General features: G+C 51.6%; 17 protein-coding genes. 9 read left to right on the top strand and 8 right to left on the bottom strand.

The features are described 5' to 3' along the window. Positions 1–127: 127 nt before the first annotated feature. Positions 128–1,045 carry an aldo/keto reductase gene (locus J2Z18_RS21570; protein ID WP_007130320.1) on the bottom strand — a complete coding sequence of 306 codons (918 nt, stop codon included), beginning with the start codon at positions 1,043–1,045 and terminating at the stop codon, positions 128–130. 175 nt (positions 1,046–1,220) lie between these two features. Further along, positions 1,221–2,483, bottom strand: coding sequence for a CYP152 family fatty-acid peroxygenase CypC (gene cypC / locus J2Z18_RS21575; RefSeq protein WP_007130319.1), 1,263 nt, complete (start codon positions 2,481–2,483; stop codon positions 1,221–1,223). Positions 2,484–2,729: 246 nt separating this feature from the next. On the opposite strand from cypC, the gene J2Z18_RS21580 reads away from it, so the two are divergent. Then, a complete protein-coding gene (locus J2Z18_RS21580) occupies positions 2,730–3,239 on the top strand; it encodes a GyrI-like domain-containing protein (RefSeq protein ID WP_007130318.1) in 510 nt (169 codons plus the stop codon). A gap of 187 nt (positions 3,240–3,426) precedes the next feature. On the opposite strand, the gene J2Z18_RS21585 is transcribed toward J2Z18_RS21580, so the two are convergent. Further along, the gene (locus J2Z18_RS21585; protein ID WP_007130317.1) at positions 3,427–4,047 is read right to left on the bottom strand and encodes a flavin reductase family protein; all 621 of its coding nucleotides are present in this window, start codon (positions 4,045–4,047) and stop codon (positions 3,427–3,429) included. Positions 4,048–4,146: 99 nt separating this feature from the next. On the opposite strand from J2Z18_RS21585, the gene J2Z18_RS21590 reads away from it, so the two are divergent. Continuing rightward, positions 4,147–4,848: an ArsR/SmtB family transcription factor gene (locus tag J2Z18_RS21590; protein WP_007130316.1), complete on the top strand. Its 702-nt coding sequence runs from the start codon at positions 4,147–4,149 to the stop codon at positions 4,846–4,848. Positions 4,849–4,961: 113 nt separating this feature from the next. Here J2Z18_RS21590 and J2Z18_RS21595 read toward each other — a convergent pair whose 3' ends face one another. Then, entirely contained in the window at positions 4,962–5,504 is a 543-nt protein-coding gene (locus J2Z18_RS21595; RefSeq protein ID WP_007130315.1) for an NADPH-dependent FMN reductase, read from the bottom strand. Between the two features lie 267 nt (positions 5,505–5,771). Here J2Z18_RS21595 and J2Z18_RS21600 point away from each other — a divergent pair, with 267 nt between their 5' ends. Further along, positions 5,772–6,944: a GNAT family N-acetyltransferase gene (locus J2Z18_RS21600; RefSeq protein WP_007130314.1), complete on the top strand. Its 1,173-nt coding sequence runs from the start codon at positions 5,772–5,774 to the stop codon at positions 6,942–6,944. 50 nt (positions 6,945–6,994) lie between these two features. On the opposite strand, the gene J2Z18_RS21605 is transcribed toward J2Z18_RS21600, so the two are convergent. Further along, complete coding sequence (locus J2Z18_RS21605) at positions 6,995–7,702, bottom strand: YetF domain-containing protein (protein WP_007130313.1); 708 nt, start codon at positions 7,700–7,702, stop codon at positions 6,995–6,997. Between the two features lie 210 nt (positions 7,703–7,912). Then, positions 7,913–8,731, bottom strand: a complete 819-nt coding sequence (locus J2Z18_RS21610; RefSeq protein WP_007130312.1) for a MeeY/MeeF family manganese export membrane protein — start codon at positions 8,729–8,731, stop codon at positions 7,913–7,915. A 517-nt stretch (positions 8,732–9,248) separates the two neighbouring features. Between J2Z18_RS21610 and J2Z18_RS21615 the strand changes: the two genes are divergently transcribed. After that, positions 9,249–10,985, top strand: coding sequence for an ABC transporter ATP-binding protein (locus J2Z18_RS21615; RefSeq protein ID WP_007130311.1), 1,737 nt, complete (start codon positions 9,249–9,251; stop codon positions 10,983–10,985). Between the two features lie 353 nt (positions 10,986–11,338). After that, entirely contained in the window at positions 11,339–11,899 is a 561-nt protein-coding gene (locus tag J2Z18_RS21620) for a pyridoxamine 5'-phosphate oxidase family protein (RefSeq protein WP_007130310.1), read from the top strand. An 18-nt stretch (positions 11,900–11,917) separates the two neighbouring features. On the opposite strand, the gene J2Z18_RS21625 is transcribed toward J2Z18_RS21620, so the two are convergent. Continuing rightward, positions 11,918–13,279, bottom strand: coding sequence for a TolB family protein (locus tag J2Z18_RS21625; RefSeq protein ID WP_007130309.1), 1,362 nt, complete (start codon positions 13,277–13,279; stop codon positions 11,918–11,920). 42 nt (positions 13,280–13,321) lie between these two features. Then, positions 13,322–13,576, bottom strand: coding sequence for a DinB family protein (locus J2Z18_RS21630; protein ID WP_007130308.1), 255 nt, complete (start codon positions 13,574–13,576; stop codon positions 13,322–13,324). Positions 13,577–13,754: 178 nt separating this feature from the next. Here J2Z18_RS21630 and J2Z18_RS21635 point away from each other — a divergent pair, with 178 nt between their 5' ends. The 4 genes from J2Z18_RS21635 to J2Z18_RS21650 all read left to right on the top strand — a co-directional run bounded on the left by J2Z18_RS21635 (position 13,755) and on the right by J2Z18_RS21650 (position 18,654). Next, positions 13,755–15,119, top strand: coding sequence for a helix-turn-helix domain-containing protein (locus J2Z18_RS21635; protein WP_007130307.1), 1,365 nt, complete (start codon positions 13,755–13,757; stop codon positions 15,117–15,119). A gap of 108 nt (positions 15,120–15,227) precedes the next feature. Then, a complete protein-coding gene (locus tag J2Z18_RS21640; protein WP_050954036.1) occupies positions 15,228–15,638 on the top strand; it encodes a VOC family protein in 411 nt (136 codons plus the stop codon). A gap of 223 nt (positions 15,639–15,861) precedes the next feature. Next, positions 15,862–16,302: a DUF4652 domain-containing protein gene (locus tag J2Z18_RS21645; RefSeq protein WP_040738708.1), complete on the top strand. Its 441-nt coding sequence runs from the start codon at positions 15,862–15,864 to the stop codon at positions 16,300–16,302. 243 nt (positions 16,303–16,545) lie between these two features. Then, the gene (locus J2Z18_RS21650) at positions 16,546–18,654 is read left to right on the top strand and encodes a BglG family transcription antiterminator (RefSeq protein WP_007130304.1); all 2,109 of its coding nucleotides are present in this window, start codon (positions 16,546–16,548) and stop codon (positions 18,652–18,654) included. Position 18,655 lies beyond the last annotated feature (1 nt).

Consider the following 18,655-nt stretch of genomic DNA (forward strand, 5'->3'; position numbering starts at 1 on the left):
CTGACCGTAATTATGAACTGACAGTGCTAATGTACTGCAGTGCTTATGCTCTGACTGTAATTATGAGCTATCAGTGCTAATGTTCTACAGTGTTTATGCTCTGACCGTAATTATGTTCTGCTAGCGCTTATGGAAGAATATTGCCTGCCGCGCGGTAGATCGCATACCATTCCTCACGCGTCAGCACGATATCGCTCGCCTTGATGCAGTCCTTTAAGCGATCGATATTCATTGTGCCGATCACGGGCTGCATGCGGGCAGGGTGGCGAAGCAGCCAGGCAATGGCGATGGTTGTATTGCTTACGCCATATTTTTCTGCGATCTCATCGATCTGCCGGTTCAGCTCAGGGAACTTGTCGCTTCCCAAGAATACCCCTTCGAAAAATCCGTATTGGAATGGGGACCATGGCTGAATCGTAATATCATGCAGCCTGCAGAAGTCCAGCACGCTGCCGTCGCGGTTGACGGCGGATTCATTCTCCATATTCACATTGATTCCGCTTGAAATCATGGTGGCATTCGTGATGCTGAGCTGAAGCTGGTTAGCCACGATCGGCTGCTTCACGGCTTTTTTCAGCAGCTGAATCTGCATCGGGTTTTGATTGGATACACCGAAGTGTCTTACTTTGCCCGAGCGCTCAAGCTGATCAAATGCTTCGGCAACCTCTTCCGGCTCAACAAGGGCATCCGGACGGTGCAGGAGCAGCACATCGAGGTATTCGGTGTTCAGTCTTTTCAAAATGCCGTCAACCGAATTCAGAATATGCTCTTTCGAAAAGTCGAACATCCCTTGACGAATCCCGCATTTCGACTGCAGAATGATCTGCTCGCGGACGCTCGCACTCATATGTATAGCTTCGGAGAAGATTTCCTCGCAGGCTCCGCCGCCGTAAATGTCGGCATGGTCGAAAAAGTTGGCCCCTTCCTCAAGCGCCGTTTGAACGAAACGCTCGGCCTCCGCTTTATCCAGCGAATTTATTCGCATACCGCCGACGGCTACGACAGGTACTTCAAGCGAACTGCTTCCAAGTTTAATCGTTTTCAAATCAAGACCCTCCGATTCTATTGTAGGTTTAGTTGCTGTGGCAAAAGTCTCTCTTGTTATTGTGACATGTTCAAAGGAGGTTGTACAAGAGTTATTTGTCCTAAACAACTCCGACATCGTGCAGCGCTTCGTACCATGGATACGGATTGGGAGGATTATTCGTCCAGACTCTTGATTACGAATTTAAACGCTTCACGTTGCGGATGATGATGCGGCTGTGCGGCAGGGACGGCATGTCATGAAAACGGAAGCTGAGGTCCTGCAAAGGCACTTCATACCGAATCCAGTTAGCCAGAACATCCGCGCTTTCCTTCATGATCTCGAGCGTAATCCATTCACCGGCGCAGCGGTGACCGGCATCATGATCTCCACCACCTTGGGGAATAAAGCTGAACGGGCTTCCGTTCCAATCCTTGAACCGATCGGGATTGAACAGCTCGGGCTGGTCCCATAGCTTTGGATGATGATTCGTTCCGTACAGGTCAAGGATCGTCAGCACACCTTTGTTAAATTCATAACCCTTCCACGTAAAATCCCGGATTGCGCGGGCGGGGACAAAGGGGAAGAACGGATAGAATCTTCGAACCTCTTGAACAAAACGCTGAAGCTTGCCTTCCTCAGAGGTCATCAGCTTCTCGCGCTCCTCCGGCTGCTGAATGACAGCAAGTGCTGTAAAGCAGACGTAGACTGCAACGGCTACGATCGGACGCAGGATATTCAGGATTTCGACCGCTGCGACCTTCGGGTCGAGTCTATTACCGGCCAGATCCCGATGCTTGGAAAAAACGGAGAGGGCCGTTCCGTTCGCCGGATGCATTCGGCCTTCGCGCACGTCCAGCACCAAGCCCTCCAGCCACTGCTCTGCCTTCGAGCGGGCCATTCTTCCACGCCGATGCTTGATGCCGATTGCAGCCGCGGACTCAATCATGGCACCGAGCCATTCCGTCTTCTCCTTCACCTCCTCCCCGGAAATGGGGATGCCGGCCCATTCACAGGCAGCACGGCAAAGAAGCTCCTTGGCTTCATCGTAGATAACAATCTGCTCCAGCTCCTCAAAGCGTTCGACAGCGAGCATCCACTGCTTTCGAGTGATCTCGCGCATAGCCAGAAGGCCATCACGGTTCATGATAGACATAAACATCGCTTTCCGGTGCCGATGCTCCTCACCGTCAAGGGTTTGCACGCCGTTTTCACCGAACAAGGTCTTCAGCACACGCTTCGGTGCCGCGCCATGCCGCTGAAATTTCTCCCCGTCGTAAAAAAGCTTGGCCGCCTCTTCGCCTCGCATACAGATGGCGCGTTCGCCTAAGAGCCGTGTTTCAAAAATGTCGGATTGAAAGCCGATGGCCCGGTTGGTCACGTAGAGATAGCCTTCGCGGAGCACGCTCAAGCTGTTGTCTATGCCTTCTTCTTTTGGAATCGGTCTTGATGTTTCCATATGAAACCTCCTGCTGATTTAAATTGGGAAGCGATCATTGCTGGTGAACGAATACTACCTTAATACCCGCCGAGCTGCTGTTTGAATAAATCATGGACTTGATCGCCAGTAACCGATTGCCTGATTCCGCGAGATTTCTCTGTTCAAAAATGTATAAGTTGGATGTCTATTGCAGGAATTGGAGATGGCTTCATCGAAAAATAAAGGATTGGGAGACCATTCTAAATTAGGAGGTTGTTAGGAGAGATGGCGGCTGAAGTCATTAAGGTTTATCAGGAGCATTTGCCGGCGCTGCGGCTGATCGGCAAACGATATACAGATCAGGACCGCGATGCTGTAGGCAGCTTTGGGGAGAAGTGGGGGGGATGGATCGCGAGCAGTTGGTTCGATGAGCTTGTTAACCTTGGTCCCCTGCCGGAGTCGGAAGGGGCTTCTTACGGAATGATGCGAATGGAGGGAGGACAGTTTGAATATTGGATTGGCATGCTGTTTCCCTCTGAGACCGAAGTTCCGGAAGGTTATGCGCATGCCGATATTGCGGAGAGTGACGTAGGCATCTGCTGGCTGCACGGATCTGATGATAGCGGGGAGCTGTACGGCATTGGCCCCCACAATCAATGCATGGACCAATTGGCCGAGCTAGGCTGGAAGCTTAAAGAAAATCCGTGGTTCTTCGAGAAGTATCACCCGCAGCGCTTTGCTTCGCCGGATGACAAGGGAAAGGTTATTTTGGATTATGGGGCGTATATTCGTTAATATCGTATGATTGATACATAACGGGCCTTTTGGACTATAAGGCCTGTCATCGAAGAATATAAACCAGCCCGCATCCTAGTCAGGAGCGGGCTCGCTCATATTTGATTAGAGGATCTCTACAAGTAGAACGCTGCATATAGGATGGGGACCTCGCTTCGGAAGGACGGCCATCGGTAGATCTTCCGCTTTAGGTCTCCGCACGAAACGTCTTTCCAAGCCGATCGCCAAGCCCAAAATAGTGCCGAAAATTATAAATGAGCGGACTCCATTGGTTTGGATCAATGTGGTTCTCGTCACGTACGATATCTTCGTGGGCGTGCACATGGATTGCTTCCGTTTCCACAATGGCAAAAAAGGAAGCATTTGCAGGGCTGTGGATGTTGCTGACGCGGGCCTCAATTTGTATCGGACATTCCTGAATACGTGCAGGCGTGACCGACAGGGAGGGGACTGGGGTCAACCCGGCGATGCCATACTTATCTTTTTCGTGCCGGAATCCGTTTCGAAGCTTGAAGTCCGGTACGGGATCTTTACCGGTGTATGGGGCGAGCTTCTCAACCTGCTCCCATAGTGAAGGATCCGGTACGTTAATCACGCATTCCGGGCAATTCTTAAGGTTCTCGATCGCTTTTCCCCCAAGCCCGATGCCTAGCACGATGGAGTGTCCTAGCGCCCATGATGAAGACAAAGGTGAAATGTTCATGCTATCGTCCTCATTCAATGTTGTTAGAAGAATAACGGGTGTACCATAGTAGAGGATGCTTGGATGAATGGTCTTGATAAGCGGTTTTTCTGCAGATGTGTGCATGGTTTCTCCTCCTGATTCATTTCGTTCTTCCAGAATCATTGTAGTCCAGAGATGTTTCGATTATCATCGAAATATGGATGACATGGGAGGAGAAATGAAATGAAGGCACAGGCAAACGCCAATCTGGCGATCGTTGCATCGCTTGTTAGCGAGGGGTCGCGTGCGGCCATGCTCACCGCGATGCTCGACGGCCGCTTTCACCCTGCAAGCGAGCTGGCTTATATGGCGGGAATCAAACCGCAAACGGCGAGCTTCCATCTGTCTAAAATGACGGATGCGGGCATCGTCAGCGTTGAACAGCAGGGGAGGCATCGATATTATGGCATCCGGGACCCGGAGGTCGCACGGATGCTGGAGTCCTTATTGTCAATCGCGCCCCCGGTGGAAATCAAATCGCTCAGGCAAGCTGACGAAGACCGGGCGATTCGTTCCGCAAGGACCTGTTACGATCATTTAGCGGGGAAGCTGGGAATCCAGCTGACGACTTCCTTATTGGAGATGGGAGTTCTTGACGAAAACCATAAGCAATTTGAGGTAACCGCTGCAGGGGAAGCCTTCTTTAGGGATTTCCGCTTGGATCTGGACCGGGCGAGAGCGAAGCGCCGTTCCTTCTCGCATAAATGCCTGGATTGGAGCGAAAGACGCCATCATCTGGCGGGATCGCTGGGAAGCGTTTTGCTTGAGAAGCTGCTCGAATTGAAATGGATCGAACGTTTGCCAAAAACACGGGCCGTGCGCGTCACGGAGAAGGGGAAGAAGGGCTTCAAGGCAACCTTCGGGATCGATGTTGAGGGCCGTTAATTCCGTTTGAGATGAGCTTCGCTGCAGCTATTTATTTCCTTATGTAAGCCGGAAAAATAAAAAAGGACTGCACGCCATCATCACCATGATGTCGCAGCAGTCCCTTATAACGATTATTGACGCAGGGTTTTCAAAGCACCGCTCCATGCGAGCACTTGGTCCAGCATGCCGTTCACGTTCGTAAGATGAAGGTCGGCCGGCTTAAACACCGTTCCGTTCTCGAAATCCGTGAACAAGGACAGCGCAGCGTGAATGCGAACGTCCGCAACGGACAATTCGCCCAAAATGCCGCGCAGATGCTCGGCAGCGCGCGCACCGCCGACGGAGCCGTAGCTTACGATCCCCGCAGCTTTGTTATTCCAAGCTTCGCGTGCGTAATCGAGGGCGTTTTTCAGCGCGCCTGTAATACTGTGGTTATACTCTTGCACGATGAATACGAATCCGTCGAGGCTGGCAAGCTTTGCATTCCATGCGGCTGCCTGCTCGGACGCATCGGCCTCACCCAACAGCGGAAGCTTGTAGTCAGCGATGTCTACGATCTCATAATTCGCGTCCCCGCGTTGATCGGCGATGCTCTTCACCCATTCGCCTACCTGTGGGCTCAAGCGGCCTTGACGTGTGCTGCCCAAAATAATACCGATGTTCAATTTCGACACTGTAATTCCCTCCTGATTATTGAAATTGTATTTTATCTTTGTTGGTGTCCTGGTTGCATGAGATAATCATAAACTCAGTCGGTTATTAATGTCAAGTAGCTAACAAAAAGTTTGTTAATTATCCTTAAATCAAGAGAGTTTGTGTCTGTAGCTCGTTGCCATGTAAATGCTATAGTAGAGTAATCGGACCCGCTGTCCCTTATGATAAGATCTTTATCTTGTCGATACCCTTGGGAGGCGCATACCAGAAATTGCGAGGTGGATAACATGATGATCAGACAGTTGAAAACGGACGAGTTCGAAGCCAGCACATCATTAGGTGAATATGCATTTCAATACACATTGACACCCGAGGAGAAAGAAGAGCGGAAAAGCCGCTTCAAACCCGAGCAGACCTGGGGAATTTTCGATGGGGCGGACCTGCAGGCGAAGCTGACCATTCTGCCGCTGCGAACATATCTTCATGGCAAGGCTTTTGACATGGGCGGCATCGCAGGAGTTGCGACATGGCCGGAGAACCGCAGGCAGGGCCATGTTTCAAGGCTTCTGAAGCATGCTTTGAACGAAATGAAGAACGCGGGTCAGACGGTCTCCTTCCTGCATCCGTTCTCCATCCCCTTTTATCGCAAATTTGGGTGGGAGCTGTATGCGGAGTATAAGAAATACGTCATCCCTGTACATAAATTTCCGCCTAAGACCGAGTCGCCGGGACGGATCGTTCGCGATGCGGCGGATCTGCCGGCACTTGATTCCGTCTATCGCTCATTTGCAAGCGGGTATAACGGGACGCTGCTTCGGACTGAAGAGTGGTGGAAGCAATCCGTTCTGGATGATGACGGGCACAATGTGATCTATTATTCGGCTGACGGGGAGCCTCAGGGCTATGCATTGTACCAGCTTAAGGACAAGGAGCTGACATGCGATGAGTTTGTCTTTCTGAATGAAGAAGCCCGCAGCGCCCTGTGGACCTTCTTCGCCAATCATGATTCGCGCATTGAGCAAGTAAGCCTCAAGATGGTTCCTGTAGACGACGAGCTGCCATTCCTGCTTCCGGACCCGCGGGTATCGCAAGAGACGGTCCCATATTTCATGGCACGGATCGTCGATCTGAAATCACTTCTGGAGGAGTATCCGTTTATGAGGGATGTGGAGGTTGGAATTACGCTCAAGGTGCAGGATGCCGCCGCTCCTTGGAACGACGGGGTGTGGCGCTTATCCGTCAATATCGATGGCAGGGGAGAGGCAGAATTGCTGGAGACGAAGGAAGGTGCGGAAGCTGACCTGACCCTGGACATTCAGGCGTTAAGCGCTATTCTAACGGGATATAAGAGGGTGCAAACCCTGCACAAAGCCGGCCGCATTCAAGGGGAAACGCAAAAGGCGGCAGAGCTGGATTCGGTTGTTCCTGTTCGGCAGACATTGCTGATGGACTTTTTCTAAGATTCCGTAACAAAAAGCCTGATCCCAAGGGATCGGCTTTTTTACGTTTATCACCCGTCACGGCGTCCATTCCGGACTTCATGCTTGGAGTAGATGCGGAGTTCTCCGTCATCGCCGTACTCGGCGTAGGCGATGTCATCCATGCGCTCGAAGCCTTGTTCCCGTGCTTTTCTCTTCACGAGCTCGGGATCGATCCTCCGGCCCAGCATGGATTCCTCCAGGATCTTACCTTTATCGATCACCGTTACGGTGAAGGCGTCAGGCCCGGACGAAACGCCTAGGTCCTTGGCGGAAGGAGGCTCGAATTCAGGCTTCTTCATGACAGACAACGAGCCGTCCGTTTCCAGAATCGCAAATTTAACCTCCTGGAGCGAGAAAATGTTTTGCCGCCGAAGCATGGATAATAGCTGCTTGTATTCAATATCGTATTTGTCGAGCCACTTCTGGTTCAGTCTCCCATTGTCGATGAGCAGAACGGCCCGGCCTTCCGTTAAATAACCGAACTTTACGAAATGCGTCGTTGCCTTCTCGAAGAGGTAGGAAAGCGAGGTCCATAGCGTCAGCGCGAATAACAAGTGCGTAATGTGAACGCCGTCGTCGTACAAGGTGTTGCCTACGATTTCGCTTAATATTAAGGAAGACAGGAAATCAAGCGGCGTTAGCTGACTGAGCGTTTTCCGTCCTGTAATGAACGTGATGACCCATAACCCGAAGAAGCTGATCACCAGTTTCATACTCAAATCTATAAACATGTCCATGGCTAAAGCCTCCTAAGCTTGGGATGAAGGAATCGAATTTGCTAATGTATTAAACGGGAAGCGAGCCCCGTAAACAAGTAGGCTGGCATGGCTTTGCCGCGTAAAGGGGACTGCCTGTATACTGTCATATAAAAACGGCCTGTCAACAACCGGTTCTATTCCGGATGACAGGCCGTTTCATTATTAATTTGCTGTATGGAGCTTGAATGATCAGAAGGAATTTCCCGGCTGCTGCTCTTCCACTTCTTTAACGGCATTCTGGTCACTGCTGACTTCCCGCTTCGAGGAGGTGAACCACCCAATGAGCGCAATCAGGACAAGAACGACATAGAAGATCGCTTTCCAGATCGGATTCTCAGGGAAATGATGATTAATGATTGCAACATCCGGATGCGCCAAGGTAATCACGGCGAGCTTGATACCGACCCAACCGACAATAATAAACGCCGCAACTTCAAGTCCAGGGCGCTGCTGCAGCAGCTTAACGAAATAGGACGCTGCAAAACGCATAATGATCAGACCGATGAATCCGCCAAGGAAGATAACGATGAATTGTCCTCCATCCAGGCCTCCGATATTCGGGATGCCGCTCGGCGGAAGCGCGACCGCAAGGGCAACCGCTGCGAGAATCGAGTCCACGGCAAAGGCAATGTCGGCTACCTCGACCTTGAATACGGTCATCCAGAAGCCGGATTGTTTCTTCGGTTTCTCCGGCTTCGGTTCCGCGTCCTCGGTTGGCTTCTTGCCTTTAATGAAGTGCTTCAGGGTGTGATTGATCGAAATGTACAGAAGGTAGAGGGCACCGATTGCCTGTACCTGCCATACGTCCACCAAGAACGAGATGACAAACAGCGATCCGAGACGGAACACAAACGCACCGAGCAAGCCGTAAAAGAGCGCCTTTTTGCGCTGAGCTTCAGGCAGATGCTTGACCATGATCGCCAGGACCAGCGCGTTATCCGCCGCCAGCAGTCCTTCGAGCGCAACGAGCACAAGCAGCACCCATCCGTACTCTAATAATAGCTCCATTCCACATCCTCCTAAGACTTATTGACGAGCATAAAAAAAACCTTCACCGCAGGTGAAGGTCTCAAACACACAAAAAGAGACCTTCACCACAGTGTCTGTGTGGTAAAGGTCTCGCTAACAACGAATCGTTGCCAACAAAGCCGGAGAATAATCTCGAACTGACGACTTTGTTGTAGCAGCTACTCCCCTTTAATCACGTTCATGCTTAGCAAACATTTGGATCAGCTAAGCCGTGATATAAAGATATAAAATTCGAAGCGGGAAGTCAAGAAATTTTTTATAGAATATGTCCGAAGCTAAAAGAATCGATCGGTTGAAAGATAGGGACGTTCCCTTGAATCACGGGATTATTCAAATATAAATATTTGTTACATATATGCGTCGGCCAAATTCGGCGTATGATGTTAATAACCATAAACAGGAAGGGTGTTGAAAATGAGAAGAACAGGATACGCCACCATCAAAAAAAGCAGGAGGGGTATGACAATCTAACCCTCCAACGCGGAGGAGATCCTATTTGAATTCCCGAACGAGAAAATTCTTGTCGTATTACAAGCCGTATATCGGGCTGCTCGCGGCTGATTTGGCCTGCGCATTCATCGTATCGGCCATTACGCTCCTGCTGCCGTTATGCGTAAGGTATATTACGATCAATGTCCTGGAGGAACAAAGGCCGGATGCGCTCAGTCAGATCTACTTGATGGGGGTGGTCATGCTGGGTATGGTGATCATCCACACCCTGTGCGATATGTTCATCTCCTATAAAGGGCATATGATGGGCGCTTACATGGAACGGGACATGAGAAGTGAATTGTTTGACCATTTCCAGAAGCTTTCGTTCAGCTTTTACGACGAGCATAAAACCGGGCAGCTGATGACCCGTGCCACCAATGACATCCTTTCACTGACCGAATTGTATCATCACGGTCCGGAGGACCTGGCGATATCCGTGCTGAAATTTACCGGTGCCTTCATCATTTTGATGTATATTGACGTAAAGCTTACATTCATCGTTTTTATGTTCTTTCCGGTGATGGCCGTGTTCGCGTTCTATTTCAATAAGAGAATGAACAAGGCGCTCCGGGTCAGCAAGGACCGGATCGGGGACATCAATGCCCAAGTAGAGGATTCCTTGTCCGGCATCCGGGTCGTGAAGTCGTTTTCGAACGAGCAGGTGGAGAAGGAGAAGTTCGAATACGAGAACCGCCGCTTTGTCGACAGCAGGAGAGAAGGGTATAAGAGCGAGACTTATTTTCATGAAGGCTTGGTCGGGTTTACGCAGCTGATCACCATTGCAGTGATCGTCTTCGGCGGTGCGGCGATCGTGGATGCTTCGCTTGAGCTTGCGGACCTGCTGACCTTTTTCCTGTGCATCGGCATCCTGATTGAACCGATACAGCGGCTGGTAAATTTTGCGAGGTTATACCAGGAGGGCATCACCGGATTCGACCGGTTTATGGAGATTCTGGAGGTCGAGCCGGACATCGTGGACGCCCCTGATGCCATTGAACTGGCCCATGTGCGCGGCAGCGTGGAATTCCGGAATGTAAGCTTTAAGTATAAGGAGGATTACGGCGAGGTCCTTAAACATGTGTCGCTCCACATCAAACCCGGGGAGTATATTGCCCTTGTCGGGCCGTCCGGGGTCGGCAAAACCACCTTCTGCTCCTTGATCCCAAGATTCTATGAAACGAGCGAAGGCAGCATTCTCATTGACGGCATCCCCATCCGCGATGTTACGCTGCGCTCGCTTCGGAGAAGCATTGGCATCGTTCAACAGGATGTATATTTGTTCTCCGGAACGGTTGCAGACAATATTCGGTATGGGAACATGGAGGCAAGCATGGAGGAGATCGTGGAGGCGGCAAAAAGGGCGAATGCCCATGATTTCATCATGGCATTGCCCGGCGGGTATGACACGGATATCGGTCAACGCGGCGTCAAATTGTCGGGCGGACAGAAGCAGCGGCTCAGCATTGCGCGTGTGTTTTTGAAGAATCCGCCGATTATCATTTTCGACGAAGCGACAAGCTCATTGGATAACGAGAGCGAGCGGGCAGTCCAGCAATCGCTGGAACAGCTGAGCGAGAACCGGACAACAATCGTCATTGCCCATCGTCTGTCGACCGTCCGCAACGCGCAGCGGATTATCGTCCTATCCGATGACGGAATTGAGGAGCAGGGAACGCACGAAGAGCTGATCGGGAAGAAAGGGCGATACGCCCATTTATATGAAATGCAGCTGCGCGTTTGAGGATCAGTTAAGGCATGCAAGGCAGGGGCTTGAAAAAAACACCATCGCGGTGCGTTGGCATGCTGTTAACCGGTTGCCGGCGCGATTTTCATGGAAAGCCTGCGAAAGCAGGCTTTCTTCCTGTTCCATCTGACAGGACATTGGATCGCTATTCCTCGGGGGCCAAAATATGGTTTATTTGTCTTCCTTCATCGAGTACAATGTACATAATTTATTCGAAGTACGCTCTATAGCGTAAACATTGCCGCAGCGATAAGGGCTGAACATGCCTGTATACACTGCCGTATTTTATTAGTATGGGTGGCAGGGCGGCTTTGGGCGTGATGCCAATCTATAAGAGGAGGCCTATTGAAATGGGGAAACAATTTCCGTCCATGCTCCCGGAGCATATGGCGTTTATCCGGAAACAGCATCTGTTTTTTGTCGGGACTGCGGCATCGTCGCCTGATGGGCATGTGAATCTGTCGCCGAAGGGGTATGATACCTTTCGCATCCTGTCCGAGAATCAAGTTGCATACCTGGATCTGACCGGGAGCGGGAATGAGACAAGCGCTCATATTGTGGAGAATGGCCGGATTACGGTTATGTTCTGCGCGTTTGAAGGCCCTCCTAACATTTTGCGCCTCTATGGGACCGGAACGGTTCTGCTGCCTGGAGACGAGCGATGGGAAGAGCTGTACAGCCGCTTCGAGCCAATTGCCGGCGCGAGGCAAATTATTGTCGTTGACGTGCACAAGGTACAGACTTCATGCGGTTATGCCGTGCCTTTCATGACTTATGAGAAGGAACGGGACACACTCCAGCGATGGGCGGAGCATAAAGGGGAAGAGGGGCTCGCGAGTTATTGGCAGGAGAAAAACATGCATACCATCGACGGATTGCCAACCCCTCTGGGAAGGAGAATCGGTAAGTAGAACTAGGGAGTTTTTTATTTAACGAATGAACTTGAGCGTCCGGCTGAGCTGAAGGATGTGGCCTCGATCCGCCCATAAAATAAAATAAGGATAAGAGCTGCCTTGAATAACAACCGGCTCCGGATATTTAACGATCAGTGCGGACTGGTTCCCCATTTCGGCGGGCTGATCTGCGGAAGGGAATATATAGCAGGCAGCTTGAGACTGAATGACGGCCGGGATGATCCTCGGATTGCTGCCATAGGGTCTTAAGGGATGAAATGCCTCCGATCTGCACACTTCGTGGATGTCCGCTTCGGACATGATGGCGGATATTTGGAAAAAACCGTCCGGGCCTTCGTATCGCTCATCGGTCACCCGCACCCAATTCATTGGGTAGTAGAATGATACGTTGTACGCTGAATTGCGATATAAGCGGTACGGATGGATAGCCGGTCTTGGCGGTGACCACGCTAAAGCCGTAATTCGTCCTGCATCAACGATTTTAACAGGTGGTAAGGAGGCTGCTGTATCCACGATCCAAATTTGAGATGCAGGCTCTTGTTCGCCGCAGCCCGATAAATAAGCGATGCGACTGCCGTCCGGCGACCAGCTTACCGGCGTTGCGAAGCAGCTTGAGATCGCCAGAGTTCGCTGCTGCCCCCCATTCCGAGCATCGGTCTGGATGTAAGAAATATACTGATTCTGAATCAAATCCGTCGCACTATACGAGATTAGAGAGGAGTCCGGCGACCATGCGGGATAATAGTTTTTGGCCTGCGGACCGCCTTCGAGCTGACGGCGCTCGCCCGTTGCCAGGTTGACAACCGATATCAAGGATATGCTGACTCCCGGCGATGTATAGAGCGCAAACTGCCCGTCAGGGGAAATCCTGACGTCGTGAAGCGGACCTTCGGTATTCTGCGTTAATTGAACCCTGTCTGTGCCAGCTATGTCGGTTCGGAATAGCTGCACGTTTCCCATTTCATCCGGGGCGGCATAGAGGAGCGCTTCCCCGGAAGGAAACCACTGGACATCGGCGGCCCCCTCGTGAACGATCGCAGTGCTGACATGTAAGCGAATGTCGTAGATGACGATCCGGCTGCCCTTTACGTAGGTCAAATACCTGCTGTCCGGCGACCAGCTCAGCAGCGTATAGGGCTCGATCTGATCGATGCGGGCCAGGTTGCCGTCCTGCATATCCAACACAAACACAATACCGTTACGGCCGATGAAGGATACAAAGCGGGTGTCCGGCGACCAGTATGGAATGGAATGCGCTTCGCCCAGATTCTCGGTCAGCCTGAATATGCGGCCGTCTGCAAGCCGGTACATCCAGATGTCGTAAGCCGTGCTCCCAGAAGCTGCCGTAAATAGAATTGCATCTTCCATGTTATTCATCCCTAGGGACCACCTTTCGTGAACGATGATCCTATAGTGTATTCATTCGTCCGAAATAGGCGAATCGGAAGCCTCGGTTGCGCATTTTATTTCATGCGGATCCATTTTTTCTTTAGTGAGCACCTGGATCCACAGGTATTGATCGAGAAAGATATGGCCTGCATTCCACCGTATATTGTTATTGAAACCCGAAGGGACTAGATCGGCTTCCTCATCCGTAACATCCCTCAGTGCGTCCATAACCGTGCTGCGACAGCTCTCTAACTGTTTGAATAAAATCTCGTGCCGTTTTTTCATCGGTGGGGACCCTTATCTATTCGCAATCATCTTATGCATTTTCAATACCAGCTCCGCATTTCCTTTCCCGAAGAGATTCTAAAAATGAGAAAATTGTTCAGTCGCATCGCAGCTAAGTTTGCTATCATAGTTTCAAAAGATCATGATTATCAACGTTGCAAGCGGGGAGATAAGCAGCATGCATACAAGCAACATTGTCAGGCGAGCCATGGATTATATGGAGGAGTTTCTTGACGAGCCCCTGGATCTGTCCGATATCGCCAAGACGGCTGGGGTCTCGGTAGCCCACCTGTACCGGGTGTTCTACAGCTTGACCGGCCATCCGGTCAAAGAATACATACGCAAACGCAGAACCAGCGAGGCTGCCGGCTTGCTGCGTACAACCGACTTGGGGGCAATGGATATCGCAATCCGATGCGGTTTCGAGACCTATCGAGCTTTCTTGAAGGCATTCAAGCGATACACGGGACTGACACCGACCGAATATCGGGACGCGGAATCCTTCTTCAGCTTCGAACGCCTCCCGCTCGAAGATAGCGGCACCTCCCATGAGAAGCAGGTGTTCGGCCAGCATGCGCATTCGGATATCCGAATTGTCCGGCTACCGCCGCGGAAAGGAATCGGATACTTGCATGTTTCGGAGCGAGAGGATGGACTGGAAGAAGATGCCCTGAAACGTTTTCGCGCATGCTTGGCCGCAAGGGGACAGGAGCTTTGTGACATGAGTGTATTCGGCTGGAACGTCGATCTTGACGAGGGGAGGCCTTTGTTTGGGTATCAGCTGCTTGCTCCTGATATCCCGTTCGGTCCGGGAGGCATCGTTCATCCGGAGCTAAAGCCCGTTGATCTTCAGGGTGGGGTGTTTGCCAGCTGCAGAGCCCGTGCTTTGTCGGCTGAGCAGATTGTCGAGGACTGGAACAGGCTCTATTCCGGCTGGCTTCCGGGGAGCCGGTTCGAACCAGCCTCGGACCGGCTTTTTGAACAATTTGTGTTCAAGGGAGATCAGATCATGCAGGTGCATCTTTATCTCCCGGTGGTACGCAGCCGGAAGACACAACCCATAGAAATCGTTGAGCTCAAGCCGGTCGACGTCTTGGCGTTTCGGGCCGAAGGGTCCGGGTCGATAATACGTGCCGACCAGGCTGCGATCGAGTGGTTGAAGAGCAGCGGATGGGACGGGGATGACGGCTTCGCAGTGTTTATGAGCTGGCGGAAAGCTACGACAGATGATGAACCATCCGCTTGCGAAGTCTTCATAGCTCTCCCGCAAGGATACAGGCGATCACCAGCGGATAACGGTAGGCTTACCCGGCTTGATGGGGGCTTATACGCATGCTTGGCTTCAGAGGCGGGCGGTACGATGACTGGTGTGCTGGCGGTCTTGAATCGCTGGTTGGAGGCCTCGGCAGACTATAGTCCAGACGCTGGCCGATCTTGGCTCATTCGTTATCTGCCTCAATCGAACGGATCTACGCAGCTCTCTAGTTCTCGCTTCCGATCGTATGCGTTCTGCTGCGTGCCGATAACCCGATCACATGGATAAGGAGAGACGACTATGAATCCGCTGAGGAGAAAAGAACAGGAAATGCCCGAAGGATACCGCCCCTTCAAGGCACCTCGAGTGATGAAATTGCTGAACGGAGGAACTAGTATGAACGGATCTCGGAAAGAAGCGGATGGACTGTCATCCGCCAGCCCGATCATGAATAAAGTAGGGAGCATTTTCGTGCCGGTCCGCGATATCGAACGATCCCGTGCCTGGTACTGCCGCATGCTTGGATTAAATGAAGAGGAATGTTCGATCCTGAACGGTCATTTATGTCCGCTGCCGATGGAGGGGACCGGGATTATCCTGGATACGATGCCAATGTGGAGTGGCGGTCGGGAAGAGGGAGCGCCGCATATCGAGACGCCTGCCTTCATGCTCCTGACGCAAGACTTGCAAGGAGCTTATACGTACATGAAGGAGCTGGGCGCAGAAATCGTAACGGAGATCGAGCACGACCACTGGTTCGTAGTCAAGGATCCGGATGGAAACAAGCTGATGATCTGCAAAGAATAATAAGATTTCGTCCACACAAGAAGATCCCATCAAAGATGAATAAAGCCGGCGGATACCGCCGGCTTATTCGGCATATGCAGAACAGCAATCACATTGCCGACCAGCGGCTTGTTCAGGACGGCGAGAGAATTGCTACATGCCATTGTTTGCACTTTCGATACCGAAACCTCATCTTCTCGTAACCTCTGACGAGCCGTACCCGTTTATAATGTGGTAAATCATATTGGCCAGCGCTTTTCCATCCAAACCGATGGTTTCGCCGGATGGACTCAAATTAGCTTTTATCGCTCCGTTCGAATTCGAATTGTCGGGCGAAATTTGGCTGTACGATCATACCCGGAACAATACGAACAAAATATTGTCATCGGATGACTTTCCTTCTGATCTTTCGCCGAAAAGAGTGTATTGGCTGGATGACGCACATCTGCTGATCTCCACGGGCAATAAATATGGAACCATTCCTTCCACAAGGCAGCTTTTTGTCTATTCGTTGAATAGCGAAAATATGCAGGAGAAATATGCAGTTCAAGAAACGCAGCATATCGCCTCGATTACCCTGCAAGAAGCCTTGATCCAATTAAAGATCGAAACCTATGACAATAATTTTATGGAGATTACGGGTACTCAAAACGTCAATTTCCCAGTTAGTAAATTTCTGGAATAATCCAATATAAATAGCGAAAGGACCTCGCAGGCATTTTATCCCGCAGGTTCTTTTTTTGATGCCGGCCTTAACGCATGTTATGCTGGACTTCCCAAAAGCCGAATTTGGGGATCCGTATAATTTTGCACACGAAACCGTACGAGGTTTGCGCTGTTGTCATGCCTCGCTGCTAACGTATAATTCATTGCAAGCAGGGATACCCGCAATAAGAAAGGAGGGGTCACCATTCTTGATGAACGCAGCATGTCGATCCTGGAGCTTCTGCAGAAAACGGCCGACTACGTTCCGATCCAGGAAATGATGGATACCTTCAACATCTCCAAACGAACGGTTTATTACGATATGGATAAAATCAACGGATGGCTGCGCTTTCAGCAGCTGCCGCCGGTCGCATACGTTCGGGAAACCGGGTACCTGCTGCCTCAGAAAACGCGGTCGGAGCTGCCGAAACGGATGAAAGACGTTCCGGCGACCCACTACTATCTTTCCCGCGAGGAACGCAAGGCATGGCTCGGCCTGCACTTGATCAGCCGCAGCGAGCCGATGTATCTGCATCATATGGAGGAGCTGCTGCAGGTCAGCCGGGGCACCGCCCATTCGGAGCTGAAGGAGCTTCGCAGCGAGTTGAGACGTTTTTGCTTACAGATCGTTTATGAACGCAAACGGGGCTATACCGTGCAGGGGAACGAGAAGGATGTAAGAGCTGCGATATCCTCCTTTTTGAATGATTTGCTTCCCTCCGTCAGCACCGAAGGGATTCGAGTTCGAATCGAGCAGCTGATGACGGAGGAACTGTTCCGCGCATCTGCGATGATGCTGGAAACAGAGCAGTGGTCCGCGGTATATGACATGATCGCATCCGGCGAACGCTTGATCGGTATGGAATTGTCCGATGAGACCATTGCCCATCTGGCGTCCCGGTTAATCCTGTACACGAGCAGATTTCTCCAAGGGCACCCAGTCGAGCTGGATGACGAGGAGAAATCGGCGCTGCTGCAGGTCCCGCAATACCGGGCGGCTCAGGAAATCGCGGGACGCCTGGGGTCATTGGCAGGAGCGGATTTGCCGGAAGATGAGGTGTGTTATATTACGATCCAGCTGCTGACGGGCAAAGTGAACAAGCTCGAGGTCGAACCGGACAGCCAGGAAGCGAGGCGGGTCCGGGAAGCGGTTCGACGGATGATCGAGGCCTTTGAGCATCAGGGCTGCGTTCATTTCCGCAACCGGGCGGAGCTTGAGAAGCCGCTCGTGCTTCATGTGAAGTCATTATATTACCGTGCAAAGTACGGGATCCCGGCAGATAATCCGTTGGCGGAGACGATCATGGTGAAATACCGGGAGATATTCGAGCTGACGAAGCAATCGGCTCAGCCATTGGAAGGGCTGCTGGGCCGTCCGCTGAGCGAGCATGAAATCTCATATCTGACGATGCATTTCGGCGGCTGGATACGCAGTCAAGACATCGTATTGTCGCCCCGGAAGACAGCGGTCATCGTATGCGTTAACGGCATATCCGCTTCCCGGCTGCTCAAGGTTCAGATCGAGCAGCTGCTCCCGTCCGTTGATTTGGTTGCGATCCTGTCGCTGCGGCAATACGAGACGTTTGAACGAAGCGTTGATTTCGTCTTTTCCACAGTCCCGCTTCATGGCAGCAAGGTTCCCGTATTTACCGTTCCGGCGGTTCTGAACGATACCGAGAAGGTTCACTTGCTGAATCAGCTGACCCCTTACATTAAAGGGAACGGCGGACCGCTGCCCGGACCTTCCGCGCAGGCCATCGTCGATCTGGTAGGAAAGCATGTCGAGATTCCCGACAAAGCGCTGCTGCTGGAAGAGATTCAGCGGTATCTGACGGCGGCGAAAAGCATCGCACCCGCAGACTACAAACCAACGCTTGCGGAGCTGCTGCCTGCATCGCGAATACAAATACTCGACAGCGTTTCCGATTGGCGAAGCGCGATTCGTACAGCCGCCGATCCGCTGGTGAAAGAAGGGTGTATCCAGACGCAGTACGTTCAGGCGATGATCGATAACGTCGAGCGGTACGGACCGTACATCGTCACTGCACCAGGAATCGCCATTGCCCATGCGAAGCCGGAGGATGGAGCCTTCCGTCATGCGATGGCGTTGATCAGCATCCGCAGCGGCGTGCCCTTCAGCGATGAATCCAGGCATTTGGTTCACGGACTGTTCGTCATGGTGAGCGCGGACGGCGAGTCGCATCTGAAGGCATTGTCGCAGCTAACGCATCTGCTTAGAGACGACGGCAACCGCATTTTGATGGGACAAGCGGACAGCAAAGAGGATGTGCTGCAGCTCATCCGCAAGTATTCGACGACCTCAGAAGAATGAA

Origin of the sequence: Paenibacillus lactis, from assembly GCF_017873605.1 — a bacterium.
Lineage (GTDB): Bacteria > Bacillota > Bacilli > Paenibacillales > Paenibacillaceae > Paenibacillus_AQ > Paenibacillus_AQ lactis.

Coding starts and splice junctions, on each gene's coding strand:
- cypC (WP_007130319.1), bottom strand. CDS start 2,483: ATGGAAACATCAAGACCGATTCCAAAAGAAGAAGGCATAGACAACAGC.
- J2Z18_RS21580 (WP_007130318.1), top strand. CDS start 2,730: ATGGCGGCTGAAGTCATTAAGGTTTATCAGGAGCATTTGCCGGCGCTG.
- J2Z18_RS21585 (WP_007130317.1), bottom strand. CDS start 4,047: ATGCACACATCTGCAGAAAAACCGCTTATCAAGACCATTCATCCAAGC.
- J2Z18_RS21590 (WP_007130316.1), top strand. CDS start 4,147: ATGAAGGCACAGGCAAACGCCAATCTGGCGATCGTTGCATCGCTTGTT.
- J2Z18_RS21600 (WP_007130314.1), top strand. CDS start 5,772: ATGATGATCAGACAGTTGAAAACGGACGAGTTCGAAGCCAGCACATCA.
- J2Z18_RS21605 (WP_007130313.1), bottom strand. CDS start 7,702: ATGGACATGTTTATAGATTTGAGTATGAAACTGGTGATCAGCTTCTTC.
- J2Z18_RS21610 (WP_007130312.1), bottom strand. CDS start 8,731: ATGGAGCTATTATTAGAGTACGGATGGGTGCTGCTTGTGCTCGTTGCG.
- J2Z18_RS21620 (WP_007130310.1), top strand. CDS start 11,339: ATGGGGAAACAATTTCCGTCCATGCTCCCGGAGCATATGGCGTTTATC.
- J2Z18_RS21625 (WP_007130309.1), bottom strand. CDS start 13,279: ATGAATAACATGGAAGATGCAATTCTATTTACGGCAGCTTCTGGGAGC.
- J2Z18_RS21630 (WP_007130308.1), bottom strand. CDS start 13,576: ATGAAAAAACGGCACGAGATTTTATTCAAACAGTTAGAGAGCTGTCGC.
- J2Z18_RS21635 (WP_007130307.1), top strand. CDS start 13,755: ATGCATACAAGCAACATTGTCAGGCGAGCCATGGATTATATGGAGGAG.
- J2Z18_RS21640 (WP_050954036.1), top strand. CDS start 15,228: ATGAACGGATCTCGGAAAGAAGCGGATGGACTGTCATCCGCCAGCCCG.
- J2Z18_RS21650 (WP_007130304.1), top strand. CDS start 16,546: ATGTCGATCCTGGAGCTTCTGCAGAAAACGGCCGACTACGTTCCGATC.